General features: G+C 51.8%; 13 protein-coding genes. 2 read left to right on the plus strand and 11 right to left on the minus strand.

The window, feature by feature from the left end; translation table 11 throughout:
- The 4 genes from HY774_21600 to HY774_21615 all read right to left on the minus strand — a co-directional run.
- Nucleotides 1–996: hypothetical protein (locus tag HY774_21600; GenBank protein ID MBI4751081.1), on the minus strand; the 996-nt coding region annotated here is incomplete at its 3' end.
- A 123-nt stretch (nucleotides 997–1,119) separates the two neighbouring features.
- Nucleotides 1,120–1,335, minus strand: a complete 216-nt coding sequence (locus HY774_21605; GenBank protein ID MBI4751082.1) for a hypothetical protein — start codon at nucleotides 1,333–1,335, stop codon at nucleotides 1,120–1,122.
- Nucleotides 1,336–1,454: 119 nt separating this feature from the next.
- A complete protein-coding gene (locus HY774_21610; GenBank protein MBI4751083.1) occupies nucleotides 1,455–1,925 on the minus strand; it encodes a hypothetical protein in 471 nt (156 codons plus the stop codon).
- A 348-nt stretch (nucleotides 1,926–2,273) separates the two neighbouring features.
- Nucleotides 2,274–3,491 carry a VWA domain-containing protein gene (locus HY774_21615; GenBank protein ID MBI4751084.1) on the minus strand — a complete coding sequence of 406 codons (1,218 nt, stop codon included), beginning with the start codon at nucleotides 3,489–3,491 and terminating at the stop codon, nucleotides 2,274–2,276.
- A gap of 314 nt (nucleotides 3,492–3,805) precedes the next feature.
- Between HY774_21615 and HY774_21620 the strand changes: the two genes are divergently transcribed.
- Nucleotides 3,806–4,252, plus strand: a complete 447-nt coding sequence (locus HY774_21620) for a hypothetical protein (protein MBI4751085.1) — start codon at nucleotides 3,806–3,808, stop codon at nucleotides 4,250–4,252.
- Nucleotides 4,253–4,385: 133 nt separating this feature from the next.
- Here the strand turns inward: HY774_21620 and HY774_21625 are convergent, their stop codons facing one another.
- From HY774_21625 to HY774_21635, 3 genes are all read right to left on the minus strand, one after another.
- The gene (locus HY774_21625; GenBank protein MBI4751086.1) at nucleotides 4,386–4,880 is read right to left on the minus strand and encodes a hypothetical protein; all 495 of its coding nucleotides are present in this window, start codon (nucleotides 4,878–4,880) and stop codon (nucleotides 4,386–4,388) included.
- A gap of 72 nt (nucleotides 4,881–4,952) precedes the next feature.
- On the minus strand, nucleotides 4,953–5,939 hold the full coding sequence (locus HY774_21630) for an electron transfer flavoprotein subunit alpha/FixB family protein (protein ID MBI4751087.1): 987 nt from the start codon (nucleotides 5,937–5,939) through the stop codon (nucleotides 4,953–4,955).
- A 22-nt stretch (nucleotides 5,940–5,961) separates the two neighbouring features.
- Nucleotides 5,962–6,747: an electron transfer flavoprotein subunit beta/FixA family protein gene (locus HY774_21635; protein ID MBI4751088.1), complete on the minus strand. Its 786-nt coding sequence runs from the start codon at nucleotides 6,745–6,747 to the stop codon at nucleotides 5,962–5,964.
- A 417-nt stretch (nucleotides 6,748–7,164) separates the two neighbouring features.
- Here HY774_21635 and HY774_21640 point away from each other — a divergent pair, with 417 nt between their 5' ends.
- Nucleotides 7,165–7,734 carry a hypothetical protein gene (locus tag HY774_21640; GenBank protein ID MBI4751089.1) on the plus strand — a complete coding sequence of 190 codons (570 nt, stop codon included), beginning with the start codon at nucleotides 7,165–7,167 and terminating at the stop codon, nucleotides 7,732–7,734.
- A 65-nt stretch (nucleotides 7,735–7,799) separates the two neighbouring features.
- On the opposite strand, the gene HY774_21645 is transcribed toward HY774_21640, so the two are convergent.
- From HY774_21645 to gyrA, 4 genes are all read right to left on the minus strand, one after another.
- On the minus strand, nucleotides 7,800–8,621 hold the full coding sequence (locus tag HY774_21645; protein ID MBI4751090.1) for a Uma2 family endonuclease: 822 nt from the start codon (nucleotides 8,619–8,621) through the stop codon (nucleotides 7,800–7,802).
- 117 nt (nucleotides 8,622–8,738) lie between these two features.
- The gene (locus HY774_21650; protein ID MBI4751091.1) at nucleotides 8,739–12,242 is read right to left on the minus strand and encodes a tetratricopeptide repeat protein; all 3,504 of its coding nucleotides are present in this window, start codon (nucleotides 12,240–12,242) and stop codon (nucleotides 8,739–8,741) included.
- A gap of 153 nt (nucleotides 12,243–12,395) precedes the next feature.
- Entirely contained in the window at nucleotides 12,396–15,881 is a 3,486-nt protein-coding gene (locus HY774_21655) for a CHAT domain-containing protein (GenBank protein MBI4751092.1), read from the minus strand.
- A 286-nt stretch (nucleotides 15,882–16,167) separates the two neighbouring features.
- Nucleotides 16,168–18,612, minus strand: a complete 2,445-nt coding sequence (gene gyrA / locus HY774_21660; protein ID MBI4751093.1) for a DNA gyrase subunit A — start codon at nucleotides 18,610–18,612, stop codon at nucleotides 16,168–16,170.
- Nucleotides 18,613–18,981: the final 369 nt, after the last annotated feature.

Here is an 18,981-nt window from a genome sequence, read left to right on the forward strand (position 1 = left end):
CTCAACATCAATCAGGCGTGGATTCCCGGCTTCGGTGGTTCCCGGCAGCGTCACCCGCATCAGCAGGTCTTTGCCCGACACCTGGACATTGTACTGGATCTGGATTTCCCGCCCGAGCGTGTCAATGATTTTCGTCAGAATCGAGGAATTGGGTTTGTATTCATAGCGGATGACATTGCCGTTCCGGTCCTGCTGTTTCACAACCCGGTTCTGGTCAATCGTGAACCGTGTTCCATCGCGCAGCACCACCGTTCCGCTCAAGAACGGCTGGACACTTCCCGCCCCAAGTTTGGACGCCCGATCCCGAATCTCAACCGGGTTGCCGTTCCCGTCCTGGCTATAAAATGTCGCGGCTGTGCCATCGGTCGAGACCCAGGTGGCGCCACGCGATAGACCTTCACAGCCATTGACCAGCAGCGGCGCCCCGTTGGCCACCGTGTCGCGAAATTCATATTCCGTCCCATCCGGTGCGGTGAAGGTGATCGTGGTCAACGTCCAGACATAGCGCGGAAAATACCCGGCGCCGCCGGCGTTCTGGCACGCCACCGGAATGTCATTCCACCCACTCTGCCGCGCTGATAGCCGCCCGGCATGGAGATTCCAGCCCGGAGCGATCATCGGCACGCCCGTGTCCCAGTCGCGAAACACCGGAACTGAAACCGGATCCAGTTCGGTGCCCGGAGGCGCGCCCTGCGACACGGGTCGTCGTTTCTGTTCCGCCCGCCACAGCTTGGCGTTGTAGGACAGCACCACCGCCGCCGTCATCCCGCCGCGTCCCGACAGCGCTCCCAACGGGAAGCGCATCGAGAGATTGCCGTTATAGAGGTTTACGGTATCGAAAGATCCTCCATCATAGCTCCCCAACGGAGGCACGCCTTTGGCCAGTGAAGACGGCGTCGTCACCGACGATGGCGATACCTGTGCCAGAGCCAATGAAGCATTGAGAATGAAGCATGAAAAAACAAGCAGCAGCGGTAGGAGACGGAAATATTTCATATAATCAGGGTTCAGGGTTCAGGGTTCAGGGTTCAGGAGTTCAACACCGATACTTGAAATCCGAAGTCAGATGAAAGGCGGGCAACCACCAGTGATGGGGTTTTCTTCTTCATTCTTCATTCTTCACTCCGTTGCGGAAAGGTCGGTTTTCGCCCGGATGGGCGCCGGACAGTAGCCGGTGGGCAGCCTGCTTTGAGGCGCACCCACCGGAATGCGGGTCAGGAATGGTTCGCGCCCGGATGGGCGCTGGATCAAAATCCGAAGGTCCCCGGAACTTTCGCCGAAACCTGACCGACGAACGCTTCCAGCGCCCATCCGGGCGCGAGCGGAATGGGCCATGATCCGGTGGTATGCCCAAAGCGGCAAACCACCGGCTACTTTCCGGCGCCCATCCGGGCGGGAGCTGTCAAGCCCAAGCGACCTTTCCGCAACGGAGATTCTTCATTCTTCATTCGGTTTCACGGCGTGACCGTGATGGTGCAGCTTCCCACATCGGCATTGGCCGGATCAGAGAGTTGATAGGTACCAGCAGTCAAAGTCAGTTCCGCCTTGGCGTCGTTGCCTTCCTGGGGAAGGTCGAGCGGCGAGGAATTCGGTCGTGTCAACCGATAGGTCGGGGCCACGAGCGTCCCGGTGCAGGTCTGCACATTCAGAACGCGGGTTCCCGCCGGAACGGTTACTTCGGCTGGTTCAAATCCGAATGGCGTGGCATAGACCACGATCCAGCCCACCTGTTCGCTTTGAACTTTGGCCGGAAGCGGAGCCACCGGGGTCGGGACCGGAGTGGGCACGGCAACCGACGACGTACCGCTTTTTGCCTGGGAACTCCGACCAGTCAACCCGATGCCGACGCCAATCAGCACCAGGAGCACCACCAGCGCCAAAAGAACGGGTTTCCTTCGATGGAACAAAGTGTTGGTCAATTTCATAAAACAAACCTTGAGTGTATGCAGGTATAAACCAGCCGGAAATGAGTCCTTCGTAAAAGGACAGAGACCTACATCCATTGAAAAGAGAACCAAAATCTCATTGCAATGCAATGATTTCTGAGGTTCAACCAATATTATTATTCGGCATGGTATGTTAGCGCTTCAAAATAACAAAGCTCATCAGTGTGAGTCAACTGATAATTCCTGCGGAAGAGATAAAAAAGGAATGGAAAAACAGGCTGCTTTGTGAGAGAAGGTTTTTCAGGGAAGCGTCACCGACGAAAAAGAAGAACGAAAAACGAAAAGCGGCGTCAAGTGGGCCGCACTCCACAGGCGTCAAGCCGCCAGTCAATCTTTTGTTCCGATTGGCCTCGCCATATAGCCGGCACGGGCGCGAACTTTGGCGTCAGGTTGGGAAACCGTGACTTTCAGCTTGCGGTAGCCGCCATTGTCAACCGGGTTGGTTGGATAATACCCAAGGACATAAATGTGGCGGAGTTCTTCGGCAATGTGGGTGAAAACCGATGACAGCGACCCCATTGATTCATATTGATAGAGGTCGCCGCCGGTGGCCTGGGCTAAATCATTTAAAAACGTATCTTTTGAATAGTAAGGCCGGGCTGTTTGTGGAATGCGGCCTTGCGGTGGTGTGAATGCGGCAGTCATTGGCCACCGGGTTGGTGGTGTCCCCTGTGGGCGTCGAGGCCAGGGAAGTGGGAATGGATTGCCTGGAATCGGCAGCGGAAACGGAATCCGGTTGGGTCGTCCAGGGGCGCCGGTCTGACCTGACCAGTCACTCACCGGATATCGAATCACATAGGTCAACACATCGGATTCGACCACGGCATCAATCGCATCGTGATAGGAAACGCCTTTGCTTGACGTATCTTCACCATCTGTCAGCAGGATGATGGCTTTGCGACCTTCGATGTTGCGCATGTAGTTGCGCACCGTCTTATACACCGCTTCATAGAGCTTGGTGCTGCCGCCAGAGCGGGTGCGTTCAATGGCATTTTCCAGAACCTGGCGGTCATCGGTGAAGTCACACATCAGTTCAATCGAACTGGCAAACGTCACGACGGCCACTTTGTCGTCATCGCGCATGTGATTTACAAACGCCCGCGCCGCGGTTTGAATGTCCGGAGCGCTCAAGATAGTACTCCCGCTCATATCGAGCACCAGCGCGACATGGAACGGAACCCGTTCCGAGGCAAAAAACGAAATATCTTGTTCGGTGCCGTCTTCAAACAATTTGAACTGGTCTTTGCGCAAAAAGGGCAGGTAATAGCCGTTGCTATCGCTGACAACCGCCGGGACGGTAATCAACGTGGCATCAATCTTTAAAACTTCATCATCCTGCAATGCCGGGTCATCTGCCCCAGCCATGATGACTTCTTCTTTGCGCGGCGGTGCCGGTGAGGAAAGATCCTCGGTGTTGGCTTTGACTGGTGGAGAAGATCGTTTTCTGCCCGACTGGGCCGAGACTGGAAGACAGAGTGCGGTCAAACATATGACACACACAACCGCAAACAAGACAGACGACACCCATCTGAACTGCGACTTCATAAAAAACCCCGGGGAGTGATGGCGAAAGTGGAAAGGCGAGAGAGACAGGCTGCGGGTCTGATGCGACCTGAATCCAGAAGTGTTGTTTTGGTGGTGTTGAAAAATTGTATCGTGTTTGACTTCAGCCGTCACCCAGGTTGGTGAATTCGATCAGAAAATGAAGCTTCTAACTATGTCATGCAGCTCATTGCAATGAAACGAAAAGAAGAATATTGGTTATACCGGTTTGTAGTCAGTAGTCAGTAGTCAGTAGTCAGTAGTCAGTAGTTCCATAACTTTATTTGATTGAACTACTTAACTCGGGCACAGCTTCAGTGGTTGTACCAAATGTGCCGATTACCGCTCCGGTGACAACGGCTCGGGTGCGGGTTGAAGCCGTTGGAAACATCTTTTTTGACATTACCGATACCAGTTTCACCCTCAATGTGGGTTCAGGCGGGGATGTCACACCGCCACAAGTCACTGTGTTTTCTCCGAATGGCGGGGAAAAGCTGAAGCCAGGTCGGACGTATCTTCTCGAATGGGAGGCAATTGATGATATCGGAGTCACCACCCAGGAAATTCGACTTTCTTTGGACGGAGCGGAAACCTTTGATATTTCCATTGCCACGGGGTTAGCTGGAACTGTTCAGGAGTTTGAATTTACGCCGCCAGCTTCGCGGGAATATCAAACCAAACAAGCCGTCTTGCGAGTCATTGCCGAAGAGGCGGCGGGAAATAGCGGTTCGGATGACTCGGACGACTTTTTCAGGATCAAATGAGAAAACCAGGGCTTGGGGCTGAGGGCAATCGAAGGGATGAGGGATGAAGGATGAGGGATGAGATAAAGCCAATTTCTTCAGCCCGATAATCTTCAGCCCTCAGCCCCAAGCCCCCAGCCCCCAGCCCTTAGTGCTATTTCCGCTGGCGGGTATTTTGATTGAACTGAGGGACTTTTGTCCCCGCGCCGAGTTTTTCGATTTCCTGGCGCATTTGATCAACTAACCGGTTGCGCAGAGTCAGGCGGGTACGAAGCGGGCGGTCACCAGCGCGGTCTTCAATCAGGAGCAGCAGGTGTTGCCAGCCTGATTCCAGATCATCGGCAATGCGCGGAATCTGGCTGATGTCGTATGGCACCGCCACGGTTGGCACGCCAAGTCGTCCCAAAACTTGGAGATAGCGTGCTGTTCCCAGGTCCGGGCACGAGAGGCGACGGCTCGCAAGTTTAAGTTCGATACCAAGTAAGGTGTGGTGAATCTGAACTTTTTCAGGAGAAACTTTGGGGGTTTCAGGCGGGAATAACACAAACTGCCGGGTTCGCTCAGTCAAAATCTTTTCGCGATAAATGACTGGGATGGCACGCTCTCCAAGAGCTTGATAAATGTCGGCCTGGAGATCAGTAAGTGTCATGAAAGTGAGGTGAGGAAGTCAGTACCACCCGTTCAGGCAGGTAGTACTGACTGGTTGGACTGGTCAGAGAACTTACTTTTTGGCGCCGAGCGCTTTGGCCTGTTCGGTTAATCGTGGGAGAACTTCAAACAGATCGCCCACAATGCCGTAGTCGGCCAGTTTGAAAATCGGCGCATCCGGATCTTTGTTGATCGCCACAATGAACTTGGACGATGACATACCCGCCAGATGCTGAATCGCGCCTGAAATCCCGCACGCCACATACAGTTGCGGGCTAACGGTTTTTCCGGTTTGACCTACCTGACGTGAATGATCAACCCATCCGGCATCCACCACGGCGCGTGAGGCACCAGCGGCACCGCCCAGGGCATCGGCCAGATTTTGAATCAGGTAGTAGTTTTCCGGTCCTTTAATACCGCGACCACCTGAGACCACAATGTTGGCTTCGGTCAATTCGACTTTGCCACCAGCGGCGGCCAAAATATCGGTCACTTTGGCTTGCAAACCATCCACCATCACACCGCCGACCGCTTTGACTTCAGCCGTTCGGCTGGTGTCTGGGGCACTGGCTGGGAACACATTTGGCCGCAATGTCATAAAGGCCGTGGCGCTCCGGAACGCGACTTTGGCAAAAGCTTTCCCGGCATAGACCGGGCGAACCACTGACACCGCGCCGCCTTCGACGTGGATTTCAGTGATGTCCGAAGCCAGTCCGATATTCAGCCGGGCCGTCACTCGTGGCGCGAGGTCCTTGCACAGCGCCGTGGCTGAAGCCAGCACCACCGCTGGTTGCGCCGTTTGGATCACTTCGGCCAGGACTTTGGCATAGCCGTCGGTCGAGTAGTTTTTCAGGGCAGCATTGTCGGTCACATAGACCGTATCGGCGCCATAGTGGGCGGCTTCGGTTGCCAGTTCGTTGATTCCCGACCCGATCACAAGGGCGCTCACTGACTGGCCCAGTTTGTCTGCCAGGCGGCGGCCTTCTGAAAGGGCCTCATAGCTGGCTTTGCGAATTTTTCCATCGCGTTGCTCAATAAACACTAACACTCCGTTTGCCATATCAATTCCTTTCCTTTTTCTTTTAGAGGACCTTCGCTTCGCCTTGCAGGGCTTGAATCAGGCCAGTGACCTGTTCGTTGACATCGCCTTCGAGTTTGCGCCCAGCCTGACGGGCCGGAGGCAAATACATGCCAGTGATGTAGGTGGCTGAAGCTGCTTCGCTGACATCAGCCGCTGAGAGCCCCAGATCCGCGATGGTCTTGGTGGCAAACGGTTTTTTCTTGGCTTGCATGATGGCTGGCAGCTTTGGATAGCGCGGTTCATTCATGCCTTTGTTGGCGCCGATGACAACTGGCAGCGTTGTTTCAATCACTTCCAGACCGCCTTCGATTTCACGTTCACAGCGCACTTTGCGATCATTGATCTCAAGCTTGACGACCATGGTCGCCTGTGGCAGGCCCAGTAATTCAGCCACGATGGTGTGAACCTGCTGGTTGTCGCCGCCAACCCCGTGTTTGCCAAAGAAGATAATATCGGCGTTGACTGACTTGAGGGCGGTAGCCAACGCTTTGCCCACCGCGAGTGGATCGTCGGTGGCCACGCCGTTGCTGCTGACATGGATGGCTGAATCGCCGCCGCGAGCCAGACCGTCACGCAGAACCGCCGGCACTTCATCTCCGCCAAGACCAACCACCACCACATCACCGCCTTTGGCTTCTTTGGTCCGAATCGCCTCTTCCAAGGCATATTCGTCATATGGGCTCATAATGTATTTGATTTCGGATCGGTCGATGGACCGACCATCTGCCGCGATTTTAATGCGGGTGTCGGTATCCGGCACCGCTTTGAGACATACTGCAATTTTCAAGGTGACCTCCGAGACTATAAAGAGAAGATTAAGACTGAAAACACAATCACTGATTTACCCAGATCGCATACTCGTCAGGATGAAGGGGCAACCACAATTGAGAGGAATGAAGAATGAAGAATGAAGAATGAAGAAAATGATAACTTGTTGCGAATCAACAGTATAACCTTTTCATAATTCATAATTCATAATTCATAATTCATTTGAGGGCTGGTAAATCAGGGAATTTTGGGTGATGACTGTCAGACCCCCCTGGAGTCGGTACTGATGAACCGAATCGAAACCGCTTTGGGGAGGATCCAGGGCTCGAAACAGGACATCAATCAAGAGGATGGAGACAGTTGAAATCACGAGAAGCTGTGAAAATGGAAGGTTTATCACGTTGTGCGATTGGCTGCAATACAGAGAAGTGGAGAAATGACGAATTGCGTCAAAATGCAGCAAAAAACCCTTGTTTTCGACCAGAATTGCGTTCAGTTTGAGCGACCATCAGCCCACACCAGGGCATACTGTCGAGGACAAAACAGCGTGGCTGTCATATCGTGTCCTCCTGAGGTGAATGATCTGGAAAAGAAACTCTCTCCGTTGCGGAAAGGTCGGATTTCGCCCGGAGGGCGCCGGAAAGTAGCCGGTGTGGAAGCCGGCTTTGCGGCGCACCCACCGGAATACGGACCGCCAACGGTTCGCGCCCGGATGGGCGCTGGAAGCTTTCATCAGCAAAGTTTCGGTAACCGTTCCATCGTGCCTGGGGTTTTGATCCAGCGCCCATCCGGGCGCGAGGGAAATGAGCACGAATCCCGGTGGTATGCCCAAAGCGGCAAACCACCGGCTACTATCCAGCGCCCTCCGGGCGGTGATTGTCAAACTCAAGTGACCTTTCCGCAACGGAGAAAGAAACTCTATCCAAACTTTACCAGTTTGGGATTACTTGCTCAGCTTCGCAGGTATTATACCATTTTGGAACGGAGTCCTCGTATTAGAAAATAGTCAAGTTATTCATTCAAATGAAGTTCGCGAACTACTGACTACGAACTACTGACCACAAACTGGTATTATATCTGCCCTGGATCAATACCGAGTTCTTTGAGTTTGGCAGTGAGTTTTTCCAATTGCTGGAGTGCCGCTTCTTTTTCAGTCTTTTCTTGAGTCATCTGATGCAAAACCGCTTCTTTTTCAGCTTTCGCCTGGGCCGCTTCAGCTTTTGCCTGGGCCGCCTGTTCGTTCGAAGTTGGAATCCAGGTGCCTTCTTTATCAAACCAGCGCAGCCACAATCGTTGCTTGCCGTCATAACTGCCTTGCCAGAGACCTAACCCAAGTTCGATTGATGGAATCCAAAGCTTTTTTTCTTCGGATGAAATGGTCTGATAGCGGTCACCAGACAACTGGAAAAAGTGTAGCTCACCTGTATCACCATTCAATGCAACATAGTACGGAACTCTTAAAAAACGCTCATACACTTCCCATTTGGTTGGAACGCCCTCAACATCACGCAATATCTGGCCCAGGTCTTCTTTTTGTGTTCCCGGTGAGAGTAATTCCACAATGACCAGTGGACTGACGCCCTCCTGCCAGACCACATAACTGTTGCGCATGACCTGTCCGTCATACAGCCGAGGCACGCCAACTACGCCAAACCAGTCAGGACGCTTATATCGAAGTGGATACCTGACGTCATAGTACAAATTGAGATCCATCGCGGAAAAAACTTCATCCGGTGGAATGCAGGGCGGGCGAAACGTTTCTTTGAGGAAAAGGGCCTGGATTCCATGAAATTCGTCTGGCATGCCTGGTTCTCCGATGGTTTCACTGGGCAGATCATACATTGTGGGCAATGTCTCACGCGGTGAACGTGGCGGTGAATCCTTCAAATACATTGACATAGCGTATTTCACCTTTCTGAAAACCTTGGCTCCAGAATAAGCCAAAACGGGGCGAAATCCCAGGCCCGAATCTTCCAGCCATCAGCCCCAGACCCAAATGCTTCAGCCCGGTTATTTCCATTCACCAGTAAGCTGGAAGGCTGCCCAGTAATAGGGTGATGACCATTTTTTATTCTGCTGCAACTTGAGTTGTGCCTGGCGAAGCGCCTCAGCTGGTCGGAGTTTCTCAACCAGAAGTCCCTGATAGAAGTACTTCATGAGTTCTGCCGTGGCCTGGTCGCTGACGCTCCACAGACTGACCACGACGCGGGACGTTCCAGCATAGAGGAACCCCTGAGTGAGGCCGACCATGCCTTCACCTTTGATTTCTTTGCCCAGACCGCTCTGGCAAGCCGAAAGGGTCACGAGATCGGCATTGAGGTTGAGGTTAAACACATCGGGCAAGAGCAAGAAACCATTCTGGTCGTTTCCTTGCCGGTCAACCATCGAAAAAATCAGTCCAGAAAGCTCAGGGTGTTCGCTGTTGACAAACCCGTGGGTGGCGATATGGAGCAGACGAAATTGATCAAGGTCTGAACGGTTGAAAAAGTCACGGTTGGCGGCAAAGTCAAACGCCTGGGTCATCTGGGTCTTGGGCACGAGTTTGAGAATGGATTCAGCTTCGCGACGCGTGCCGGGGAGTCGTGGAATTTCTTTGGATTCGTCAATCAGGCCGACTTCCTGAACCGATGATTCGGTTTTTTCCAGTAACAGTTTGCGGCTGAGGGTGAGTTTCTTCGTCGTGGGTGGAGTCGGTTTGGTTTTTGCGGGGAGTTTTGGAATGCGGTCATCAGTTGGCTCAAATACCGGGTCAGCCACCACCGCCAGGTCTTTTGATGCTGTGGAGCGATTGAGATTTTCCTTACGCAATAAATCAAGGGCAGACGCCGAAGGCAGCATGACCAGTTCATGGTTGGCCAACAATGGTTCCGACTTGCCTTTGCCGGAAGTTGGACTGGTGAGTGTAAGTACCCCAAATGGAATGTAATGCAGCACGCCGTCCGGAACGATCAACAGTCGTTTGTTGCCCAAATGCGATGCCACTGGTTCAAGAATCAGGTGGCTTAATTCTGAGATGGCCTGGTCGAGTTCGCGTTTTAATTCCACGGCTGATTTTTTCTGAATATCTTCTTCCCGGCCAAGGATCCGCTTGAGACTGTTGGTTTGAGACAGCAGGTCATAGGCTTTGCGGGCGGCTGACTGAATTTTCTCTCTTTGAGGAAGCTCAACCGTCGTCAGCGTGTCGGGAGTGACAACCCACACGTAACTGCCTTGTGGACCCAGTGAATATTCAAGCAGGACAGTATCTGGGGTGACAACCGTGGATTGAATTTCACTGACCGTGAGTGGTTTCGGTTGAGTCAATGCTGCATAGCGGGGGCTGGTTCGGCGGAGTTCATCTTCAAGTTGCTGATATTCTTTGGTGATCGCGGCAATCTCGGCCTGAAGGCTGGCTTCAGTTTCTGGGGTGAGTTCCTGGCGAGCCATTAACCGGGTGAGGCTATCAACTTTGTCCGCGAGTTGTTGGCGGACAGCTCGTTCACGGGCCAGAAGTTCGAGGTTTCCCCCTTGCCGAATGTCCGCCCCAGCTTCATTGAGTAACTCCAGAAGACTTCGGGCTCGGGAGCGTTCGCTGATGTGCAAAGCCACCCGGTCGTATCCGGCTTTCGGATTTTGGGCATGCCTTTTCATCAGAAGGTGAATGTAGAACTCATAGATCCCCTGATTGTTGGCAAAAAAACTGGTTCGCAAGGTAGGTTTACGCACTCCGCTGCGGATCAATTCAACCAGCTTCAAGGCTTCTTCAATGGTTGTTTGAGCCGGATCATACTGGTTGGTTTCGGTATAAAACCGGGCAAGTTGAGAGAGCACCAGGGCTTTATTTCTGGGGTCAACGCCCTGTGGCCACCGGTTGACCACCTCTTTGCTGGTTTCAAGCGCTTTTTGTTTTTCTCCGCGATCAAAATAAAGTTTGGCCAAATTATTCAATGTACTGAGTTCGCCCATCAGGTCTTTGGCCTGGCGCCGAAGAGGCAATGCCTCTTCCAGGTATGTGCAGGCATCATCAACTTTTCCCAGCTTATCAACCGCAAACGCAATATTATGAAGGGCCGTTGCTTCGCCAGCTTGATCTTTGAATTTCCGTGAGAGAGACAGGGCCTGGGTGGCATATTCAAGGGCTTCGGCAAATTGCTGACGCTGCAGAAAGACATTGGCCAGGTTGATAAGGAGTACGACTTCCCGCACCGGGTCTCCGATTTTGCGCACAAGCGGTAATGCCTGCCGCATCAGTACCTCTGCCTGTTGAAGTTCCCCAACGTGTAAGTAGAGCAGACCGAGACCTTCATAAATTTCTTCCTGAAGTCGGGCATTGCCTGTTTGCTGGTTTAACTGGTCAGCTTCTTCAAACAGGTCGAGGGCTTTTTGAATGTTTCCTTGTTGGGAGGCCACCAGCGCCAGGCTGTTGAGTGATTCAACAATTCCCATCTGTTGTTGGAGCGTGCGCCTCATTGCCAGTGACTGAGAATGGGTGTCCGTGGCTTTTTGGTAGTCGCCAAGCTTAAAATAAACCACCCCCATTCGATGCCATATGGCAGCTTTACCTTCCCTGAACCCGGCTTTTTGAAAGCAGTGCAACGCCTGATCATAATATTTCAGGGTGGTTGCAAACTGATTTTGATTCAGATAGACCCCCGCAATATTGGTCAGTGTTTCACCTTCGCCCTTCACATCCTGACTGGTTCGGCGTAAAACCAGGGCTTGTTCATACATTTCCAGGGCTTTGGTGGGATTTCCCTGCACGTGAAAGATCAGCGCCAGGTTGGTTGTGGCCTGTCCAATCAGTTTCGAATCATTGATGGTGCGAGCCATGGCAAGTGACCGCTCATAAAACGTGCGGGCGGTATCCATTTCACCAAACGTGTAATAGCCGTTTCCAATACCATTCAACAGGTGAGCTGCTGAATCCAGTTTTCCAGCCAGCCGATATTGCTCAGCCGCCGCCTCAAATTTATCCAGTGACTGGCGGGTCCCTTCTTTCGTTCCCAATCGGGTAAGCTGATTTCCTTCGCGAATCAATTGGTATGCTTTGATTTGATGCAATTCTTCTGCTGTTGCCGCCCGGTATTCAGTAATTTTGAGGGTGTATTGTAGTTGCCCATTCGGAGTAGCCGGGGCAATCTTGAATTGGTGAGGACCAGTTGCCTCCGACAGGAGGACGATCTGATGAATGTTTTTTTCTGGGACAAAAGTGTCAGTAATCTCATCCCACTCTTTCCCGGGCTCCAGAAGCCAAATGTGAACGTCTTTCTGGTTGGATTGCAGTTCAAGCTCAAGGTATTCATTCACTCCCAATTGAAAGGTGTGAATCCGTGGCTCAGTGCTGGAGGCTTCAAATTCGACTGCTTTTCCTATCGGCAGCTCCAGGGTCTGGCTTTGTCCTGGAACACTGATTTTCCAGGCGGGGCTGAACTTCAATGGAGTTGCGAACACGGGAAAGATTGATGTCAGTGTAATCAGGTTAAGACAGACCGCCGTGATTGCCGGCTTGGGAAACTGCTGAAACAAAAATTGCATAGCACTCAATCGTTAGGAAAGAATTGTTAGGGAATTGGATGTGGAGAGAAAAGAGGCCAACCACCTGGCCGTTCCCTGATATGGGTTTAAATGTGGCTGGTTGGTTCAGGAGCGGTCAATCACTTTTGGCGTCAACTTCTCGACCAACCGAAGCTATTTCCATTCTCCCGTAAGCTGGAATGCCGCCCAGTAATAAGGCGACGACCATTGTTTATGCTGCCGCAGGTGAAGTTGTGCCCGACGAAGTGCTTCGGCAGGCCGGAGCTTTTCAACCAGCATTCCTCGATAAAAGTGCTTCATCAGTTCTGCCGTGGCCTGGTCGCTGACGTTCCACAGGCTGACCAGGACCCGCGATGTTCCCGCATAGAGAAACCCCTGGGTGAGTCCGACCATGCCTTCGCCTTTGATTTCCTTGCCCAGGCCGCTCTGGCAGGCGGAAAGGGTGACCAGATCCGTGTTGAGTTTGAGGTTAAACACGTCTGGCAGGAGCAAGAATCCATTTTGAGTTTTTCCTTGCTGGTCAAACATTGAAAAAATCAAGCCTGAGAATTCAGGGCGGTCGCTATTGATAAAACCGTGCGTGGCAATATGAAGCAACCGAAATTGATCGAGATCTGGGCGATCAAAAAAGCTTCGGTTCGCGGCAAAGTCAAACGCCAGGGCATTTTGGGTTTTGGGAACCAATTTAAGAATGGATTCGGCTTCGCGGCGTGTCCCAGGGAGGCGTGGAATCTGATTGGTTTCGTCAGCAATGCCAACTTCCTGAATCGAGGATTTGGTTTGTTCCAGCCGGAGGCTCCGGCTCCGGTCAAGTTTCTGCTTTGTGGGCGTGGCAGTTGTTGAGAGTGCTGCCAGCCTGGGAAACCGACCATCAGTTGGTTCAAACACCGGATCTGCCACAATCGCCAGGTTTTTGGTTGGTTTTGGACGGTTGAGGGTTTCAGTTCGCAGTAAATCAAGCGCCGAGGCTGAAGGCAAAACCACCACCTCGTGGCTGGTAAGGAGCGGTTCGGGTTTTGATGGAGCGTTTTCAACTGGAAGCGCCGCAAATGGAATGAAATGCAAAACGCCATCCGGAACGATCAGTACCCGTTTGTTACCCAGGTGTGAGACAACCGGCTGCAAAATCAGTTGACTCAATTTTGAGAGGGCTTCATTCAGGTTTGTTTGCGACTGTCCTGGTTTGATGGAATGCAGCCGAATCGCGCGATTGGTGCCACCGGTTTCAGCCATCAAGTCATACGCTTTTCGGGCGAGCTGTTCAATTTCGGCCTCTTTCGGGAGTTCCACGGTGGTCAGTGAATCTGGGGTCACCACCCACACAAAACTGCGCTCCGGTCCCAGAGAATATTCCAGAAGCACCGTATCTGGCGCGACGATTCTGGATTGAATTTCATTGACGGTGAGTGGTTTGGGCTGGGATAAAGCGGCATACCGCGGACTGGTTCGGCGGAGGTTGTCTTCGATTTGTTGATATTCTTTGGAAATCGCCTCAATTTCAGCGCGGAACTCAGCTTCGGTTTCTTTGGTCAGTGCGGAACGTGTTTGCAGACGGGTGAATCCATCAATTTTATCCGCCAGTCGTTGCCGGATCGTCCGTTCGCGTTCAATCAGTTCAAGATCAACCCCTTGCCGAATATCAACCCCTGATTCATTCAACAAATCCAAAAGGGCCCTTGCTCGCGTGCGCTCACTTACTTGAAGTGCCAGCCGATCATAGCCAGCCTGTCGGTCCTGACCATGTTGGGAAATGAGCAACTCGATGTAGCGCTGATACACCTTCTGGTTTTGGGCAAAAAATGCAGTCCGCAGCTCGGTTTTCCGCACTTTGCCACGAATTCCCTCAATCAATTGAATTGCTTCTTCGAGGAGTGTTCTGGCCTGTGAATAGTCTTTGGCTTTCATTCGAAGGACCGCCAGTAAATTGAGTACCACGGCACGTTGGGTTGGCTGAATTCCTTCTGGCCAGCGGTTCAATATGTCTTGAATGTATTGAATTGCTCTTTGATCTTCCTTACGGTAAACATAGATATCGGCCATGTTGAAGAGGGTACTTAACTCACCCATCAGGTCTTTGACCTGACGGCGCAGGACCAGTGCTGCTTCGTAATTTTTGAGCGCTTCATCTTGTTTTCCAAGTTTGTTGCAGGTAAATGCAATGTTATGAAGCACATTTCCTTCATCAAATACATTCTTGCGCTCCCTCGAATTGGCCAGAGCCTGAGTGAAATAGTCGAGCGCTTCAGTAAATTGGTTTCGACCCAGGTACGCGTTTCCAATGTCTACCAGGAAGATGCATTCCCAGCTTCGATTTCCCATCTTGCGAACAAATTCCATCCCTTGACGAAGCGCGGTTTCTGCCTGCCGATAGTCCCCGATTTGCAGGTAGAGATGTCCCAAACCTCCGAAAGCCAGGGCATGATGGTAGGCTTGACCGCTGTCTTGAATCAGTTGTAAGGATTCTTCATATAAATCCAGTGCCTTTTGGAATTCTCCCTGGGTGGTAGCGATGTTGGCCAGACTAGAGAGTGACTCCGCAATTTCTGTTTGCTGTTTTCGAGCACGTCTGATGGACAACCCCAGAGCATACGCATCGGCTGCCTTCTGTAAGTCACCTAATCTGAAATAGATCACCCCAACCTGATTTAACATGTTGGCCTCGCCCTCTTGAAAGCCATTTTGCTGAAATCGAGTGAGCGATTGATTGAAATAATCCAGGGCTTTATACCACTGATTTTGATCCTGATAGATGCCGCCAATATTGGCCAATGTTTCGCCTTCGCCCTGCAGATCACCGCACTTTTGACGTAGGATCAACGCTTCGCCATACAACTCTGCTGCTTTGGTAAGATTTCCCTGAATATGATATGTCAGGCCACTGTTGGTCATTGCCTGGCCGATCACCTTTGGATCATTGATCTTACGGCCCAGTTCAAGAGATTTTTCATAGTATTCTCGGGCCAGTGTGAGGTCACCTAACTGGTAAGAATCGTTCCCAATCGTATTGATCGCCTGGGCTTCAGATATCGAATCTTCAGCCAGCCGGTATTGGTCAACCGCTGCCTGGACTTTTTCAATTGCTTTCACTAAGCCCGCTTTGGTTTGCTGGTTTCTGAACTGATCTGCTTCTTTAAGCAGTTGAAACGCCGCCAGTTGATGAAGTTCACGATCCGTAGGAACGCCAGACCCGACTTGAGTGAGCACATATCTGGCAGGTGCATCTGCTATCGCACTTGAAGAAATTTCGAGCTGGTAGGCCCCATCTGTTTTGGCCAGAATGAGAATCGGGAAAATGAAAACCCCTGGAGTGAAACTGGTTTGGGGAAGGATCACTTCCTGATTTGGGCCTTGCACACTCACGTTAATTTCTTTGTATTGAGATTGCAGGGTCAGCTTGATGAAGTGATTGGCTGCCAGCACAAAGGTGTGAATCCGTGGCTCCGAGCTGGAAACTTTGAATTCGACCGTTTTCCCAACCAGTAGTTCCTGGGATTGGGGTTGTGCCGGGAAAGAGGTCCTGCCAGTTGCCCTGAAAGTCACCGGCATTGCAAAAACTGGAGCAATTGACGTCAGAACAGTCAGGGTGAGGCTCAAGATGACGATTGCTTGCCTGGTAAGTTGTTGAGAAAAAAGGCGCATAATACTCTGTCTCAAATGTGGAATTGGTGATCAATCAAATCAGGCAGGAACAAAGCCAGGGGCATTCCGATCCTGTGTCAACGGTAGCAAATTCTGTAGTTTGGAAGAGTGTTGATTGTATATTGAGGTTTGCAAAAGAAAAACGACCAACACAGTCTCAAAGACAAATGTACTGCGTTGGTCGTCGGAAGGGAAGTGAATCAGATCTGAGTTGGTGTCGCGAAGAGGTTTAGAACACACAGGTGGTGCACCTGGCTATCTCGCTATCCCGCTCTTTCGCTGGCTTCTATTCAACTGGTTCGACATTCTGCATATCAATCAGCGAGGCTGAGACCACCCGGTCATCATCGCTCAGATTGATGATCTTGACGCCTTGAGCCGAACGGCTCGTTTCACGGATCGGCTCGACTTCAATCCGCACCACCTGCCCCTGCTGGGTAATCACCATCAATTGATCGTCATTTTTGACCGGAAGCGCCGTGATGACGCCGCCCGTCCGATCTGTGACCTTCATATTGATGACCCCAACGCCGCCACGGCTTTGAGGTGGGTATTCACTGACCAGTGTGCGTTTGCCAAGACCGAGTTCTGAGAGCGCCAGGATGTGTTCTGTTCCGTCCACCACGGAAACACCGGTCACATAGTCATCCTGGCGCAGATTGATGCCAATCACGCCATAGGCATTGCGACCCATTGCCCGGACATCGGTTTCCTTAAAGTGAATGGCCATTCCGTGATAGGTTGAAAGCAGGATGTTTTTGTTGCCGTCGCTCATCTGGATGCCCATCAACACATCACCGTCTTCAATACTGATCGCGATAATGCCGTTTGACCGGATGTTGGCAAATTCGGTGAGTTCGGTTTTCTTGATGATGCCGCGTCGGGTGACCATCACCACATATCGGCCTTCGGCAAACTCCCGAATCGGGAACATGCCCGCGACTTTTTCACCCTGCGGCAGTTCGACCAGATTGACAATTGCTTTGCCGCGTCCGGCGGTGGCTGCATCTGGAATTTCGTGAACCTTGACCTTATACACCTGACCTTTATCCGTGAAGATCAACATATAGCTGTGCGTTGAAGCAATAAACATGGCATCGAGCACATCTTCGGCCTTGGTCGCCATTCCACGCCGACCAACGCCACCACGCCGCTGGGTGCGGTATGACGAAAGCGGGGTGCGTTTGATGTAGCCGCCGTGGGTGATTGTGATGACGACCTCTTCATCTGGAATCAGGTCTTCGATGGTGAGTTCAGTTTCCTCATCAACGATTTGTGTCCGACGCTCATTGGCAAATTCGCGTTTGACGTCAGCCAGTTCTTTAATAATCAGGTTCTTGAGTACGGTTTCATTGGCCAGAATTTCGTTGAGTTCGGCAATCCGCTTAATAATATTGGTGTATTCCTCAACGATTTTCTGCTGTTCCATGCCGGTCAACCGCTGGAGTTGCATATCCAGGATTGACTGAGCCTGGATTTCAGTGAACCCAAATTTCTGAACAAGTCCTTCTTTGGCTTCCTTGGGCTGTTTGGCGGCCCGAATCAGCGCAATCACTTCGTCCAAAATCCCGAGCGCTTTCTTGAGACCTTCGAGGATATGGGCGCGGGCTTCGGCTTTGCGCAACTCAAAGAGGGTTCGGCGGCGCACCACGTCTTTGCGGTGGTCAATAAACAACTGCAGGGTATCAACCAGATTGAGCACCCGAGGTTGTCCGTTGACAATCGAGAGGTTGATGGTGCCGAAGTTCAACTGCATCTGGGTCTGTTTATAGAGGTTATTGAGCACAACCTGGGCGACGGCGCTGCGTTTGAGTTCGATCACAATGCGCATTCCGTCGCGGTCAGATTCGTCACGCAGATCCGAAATATCCTCAATCTTCTTGTCGGTAATAAGTTCAGCAATTTTTTCGATCAGTCTGGCTTTATTGACCTGGTAGGGAAGTTCGGTCACCACAATCGCCTGACGCTCAGCCCCATTTTTGCCGACATAATCAATCGCTGCCCGGGCCCGCATGGTAACTGAACCGCGTCCGGTCAGGTACGCCTGTAAAATCCCTTTCCGGCCACAGATAAAGGCACCGGTCGGGAAGTCTGGCCCCTGGACAAATTTCATCAAATCTTCAACCGTGGCGGCAGGTTTTTGAACCAGATGAATTGTGGCATCAATAATTTCGCCCAGGTTGTGCGGTGGAATATTGGTCGCCATTCCGACGGCAATTCCAGATGAGCCATTCACCAGCAAATTAGGGAAGCGGACCGGTAGCACCATCGGCTCCCACTGCGATTCATCGTAATTGGGCTGGAAATCCACCGTTTCTTTATCAATATCCGCCAGCATCGCCTCTGCTACGCGGGCGAGACGAATTTCCGTATATCTCATAGCAGCCGCGGAATCGCCATCAACGCTGCCGAAATTCCCCTGACCATCAATCAACGGAATACGGAGGGAAAAATCCTGCACCATGCGCACGATGGAATCATAGACGGCGGAGTCTCCGTGGGGATGGTACTGACCGATGACCGATCCGACGATACGGGCGCTCTTTTTGTACGGCTTGTTGTATGTATTGCTTAACTCGTGCATTGCCCACAGGATACGGCGATGGACCGGTTTGAGGCCGTCGCGGACATCTGGCAGCGCGCGCCCGATGATGACCGACATCGCGTAGTCCAGGTAGCTACGTTTCATCTCGTCTTCGATATTTGCGATGACTAACTTCTGCTCATCCATGCTTGTACTCCAAATGAAAATCAACTGAGGTTAGAAAAACTGAATTTTTGTTGTGCCCTGTTACCAGTCACGGATGTGGGTTTGGTTCAGGTATCCGTCAGAGAATGCAGCCAAATCTCAGGCCAGCCCATCAGTTTTTGAAAGGCAACTGGGAGCGTCCAGAGAGATGTCTGACTGGTTGGTCAACAGGGGAGCACAGTGTGAGACGTTGTACCCTGTCTATAACTGAGTAATTGTATCAGGTCTTCAAGAAAATCTCCACACTGAATGCAGGGAAACCACCTAACTTCTTAGGAATGAAGGGTTAAGAGCGGTTTGAAGCGGATTTCTCAAGCGGTTTTTAGAATGGCGGCACTATATCTCAAACCG

Source organism: Acidobacteriota bacterium, from assembly GCA_016208495.1.
GTDB lineage: Bacteria > Acidobacteriota > Blastocatellia > Chloracidobacteriales > Chloracidobacteriaceae > JACQXX01.

What these genes read in the sequence shown, in the direction of transcription:
- HY774_21605 (MBI4751082.1), bottom strand. Translation starts at nt 1,335, where the DNA reads ATGGCCCATTCCGCTCGCGCCCGGATGGGCGCTGGAAGCGTTCGTCGG.
- HY774_21610 (MBI4751083.1), bottom strand. Translation starts at nt 1,925, where the DNA reads ATGAAATTGACCAACACTTTGTTCCATCGAAGGAAACCCGTTCTTTTG.
- HY774_21615 (MBI4751084.1), bottom strand. Translation starts at nt 3,491, where the DNA reads ATGAAGTCGCAGTTCAGATGGGTGTCGTCTGTCTTGTTTGCGGTTGTG.
- HY774_21625 (MBI4751086.1), bottom strand. Translation starts at nt 4,880, where the DNA reads ATGACACTTACTGATCTCCAGGCCGACATTTATCAAGCTCTTGGAGAG.
- HY774_21630 (MBI4751087.1), bottom strand. Translation starts at nt 5,939, where the DNA reads ATGGCAAACGGAGTGTTAGTGTTTATTGAGCAACGCGATGGAAAAATT.
- HY774_21640 (MBI4751089.1), top strand. Translation starts at nt 7,165, where the DNA reads ATGACGAATTGCGTCAAAATGCAGCAAAAAACCCTTGTTTTCGACCAG.
- HY774_21645 (MBI4751090.1), bottom strand. Translation starts at nt 8,621, where the DNA reads ATGTATTTGAAGGATTCACCGCCACGTTCACCGCGTGAGACATTGCCC.
- HY774_21650 (MBI4751091.1), bottom strand. Translation starts at nt 12,242, where the DNA reads ATGCAATTTTTGTTTCAGCAGTTTCCCAAGCCGGCAATCACGGCGGTC.
- HY774_21655 (MBI4751092.1), bottom strand. Translation starts at nt 15,881, where the DNA reads ATGCGCCTTTTTTCTCAACAACTTACCAGGCAAGCAATCGTCATCTTG.
- gyrA (MBI4751093.1), bottom strand. Translation starts at nt 18,612, where the DNA reads ATGGATGAGCAGAAGTTAGTCATCGCAAATATCGAAGACGAGATGAAA.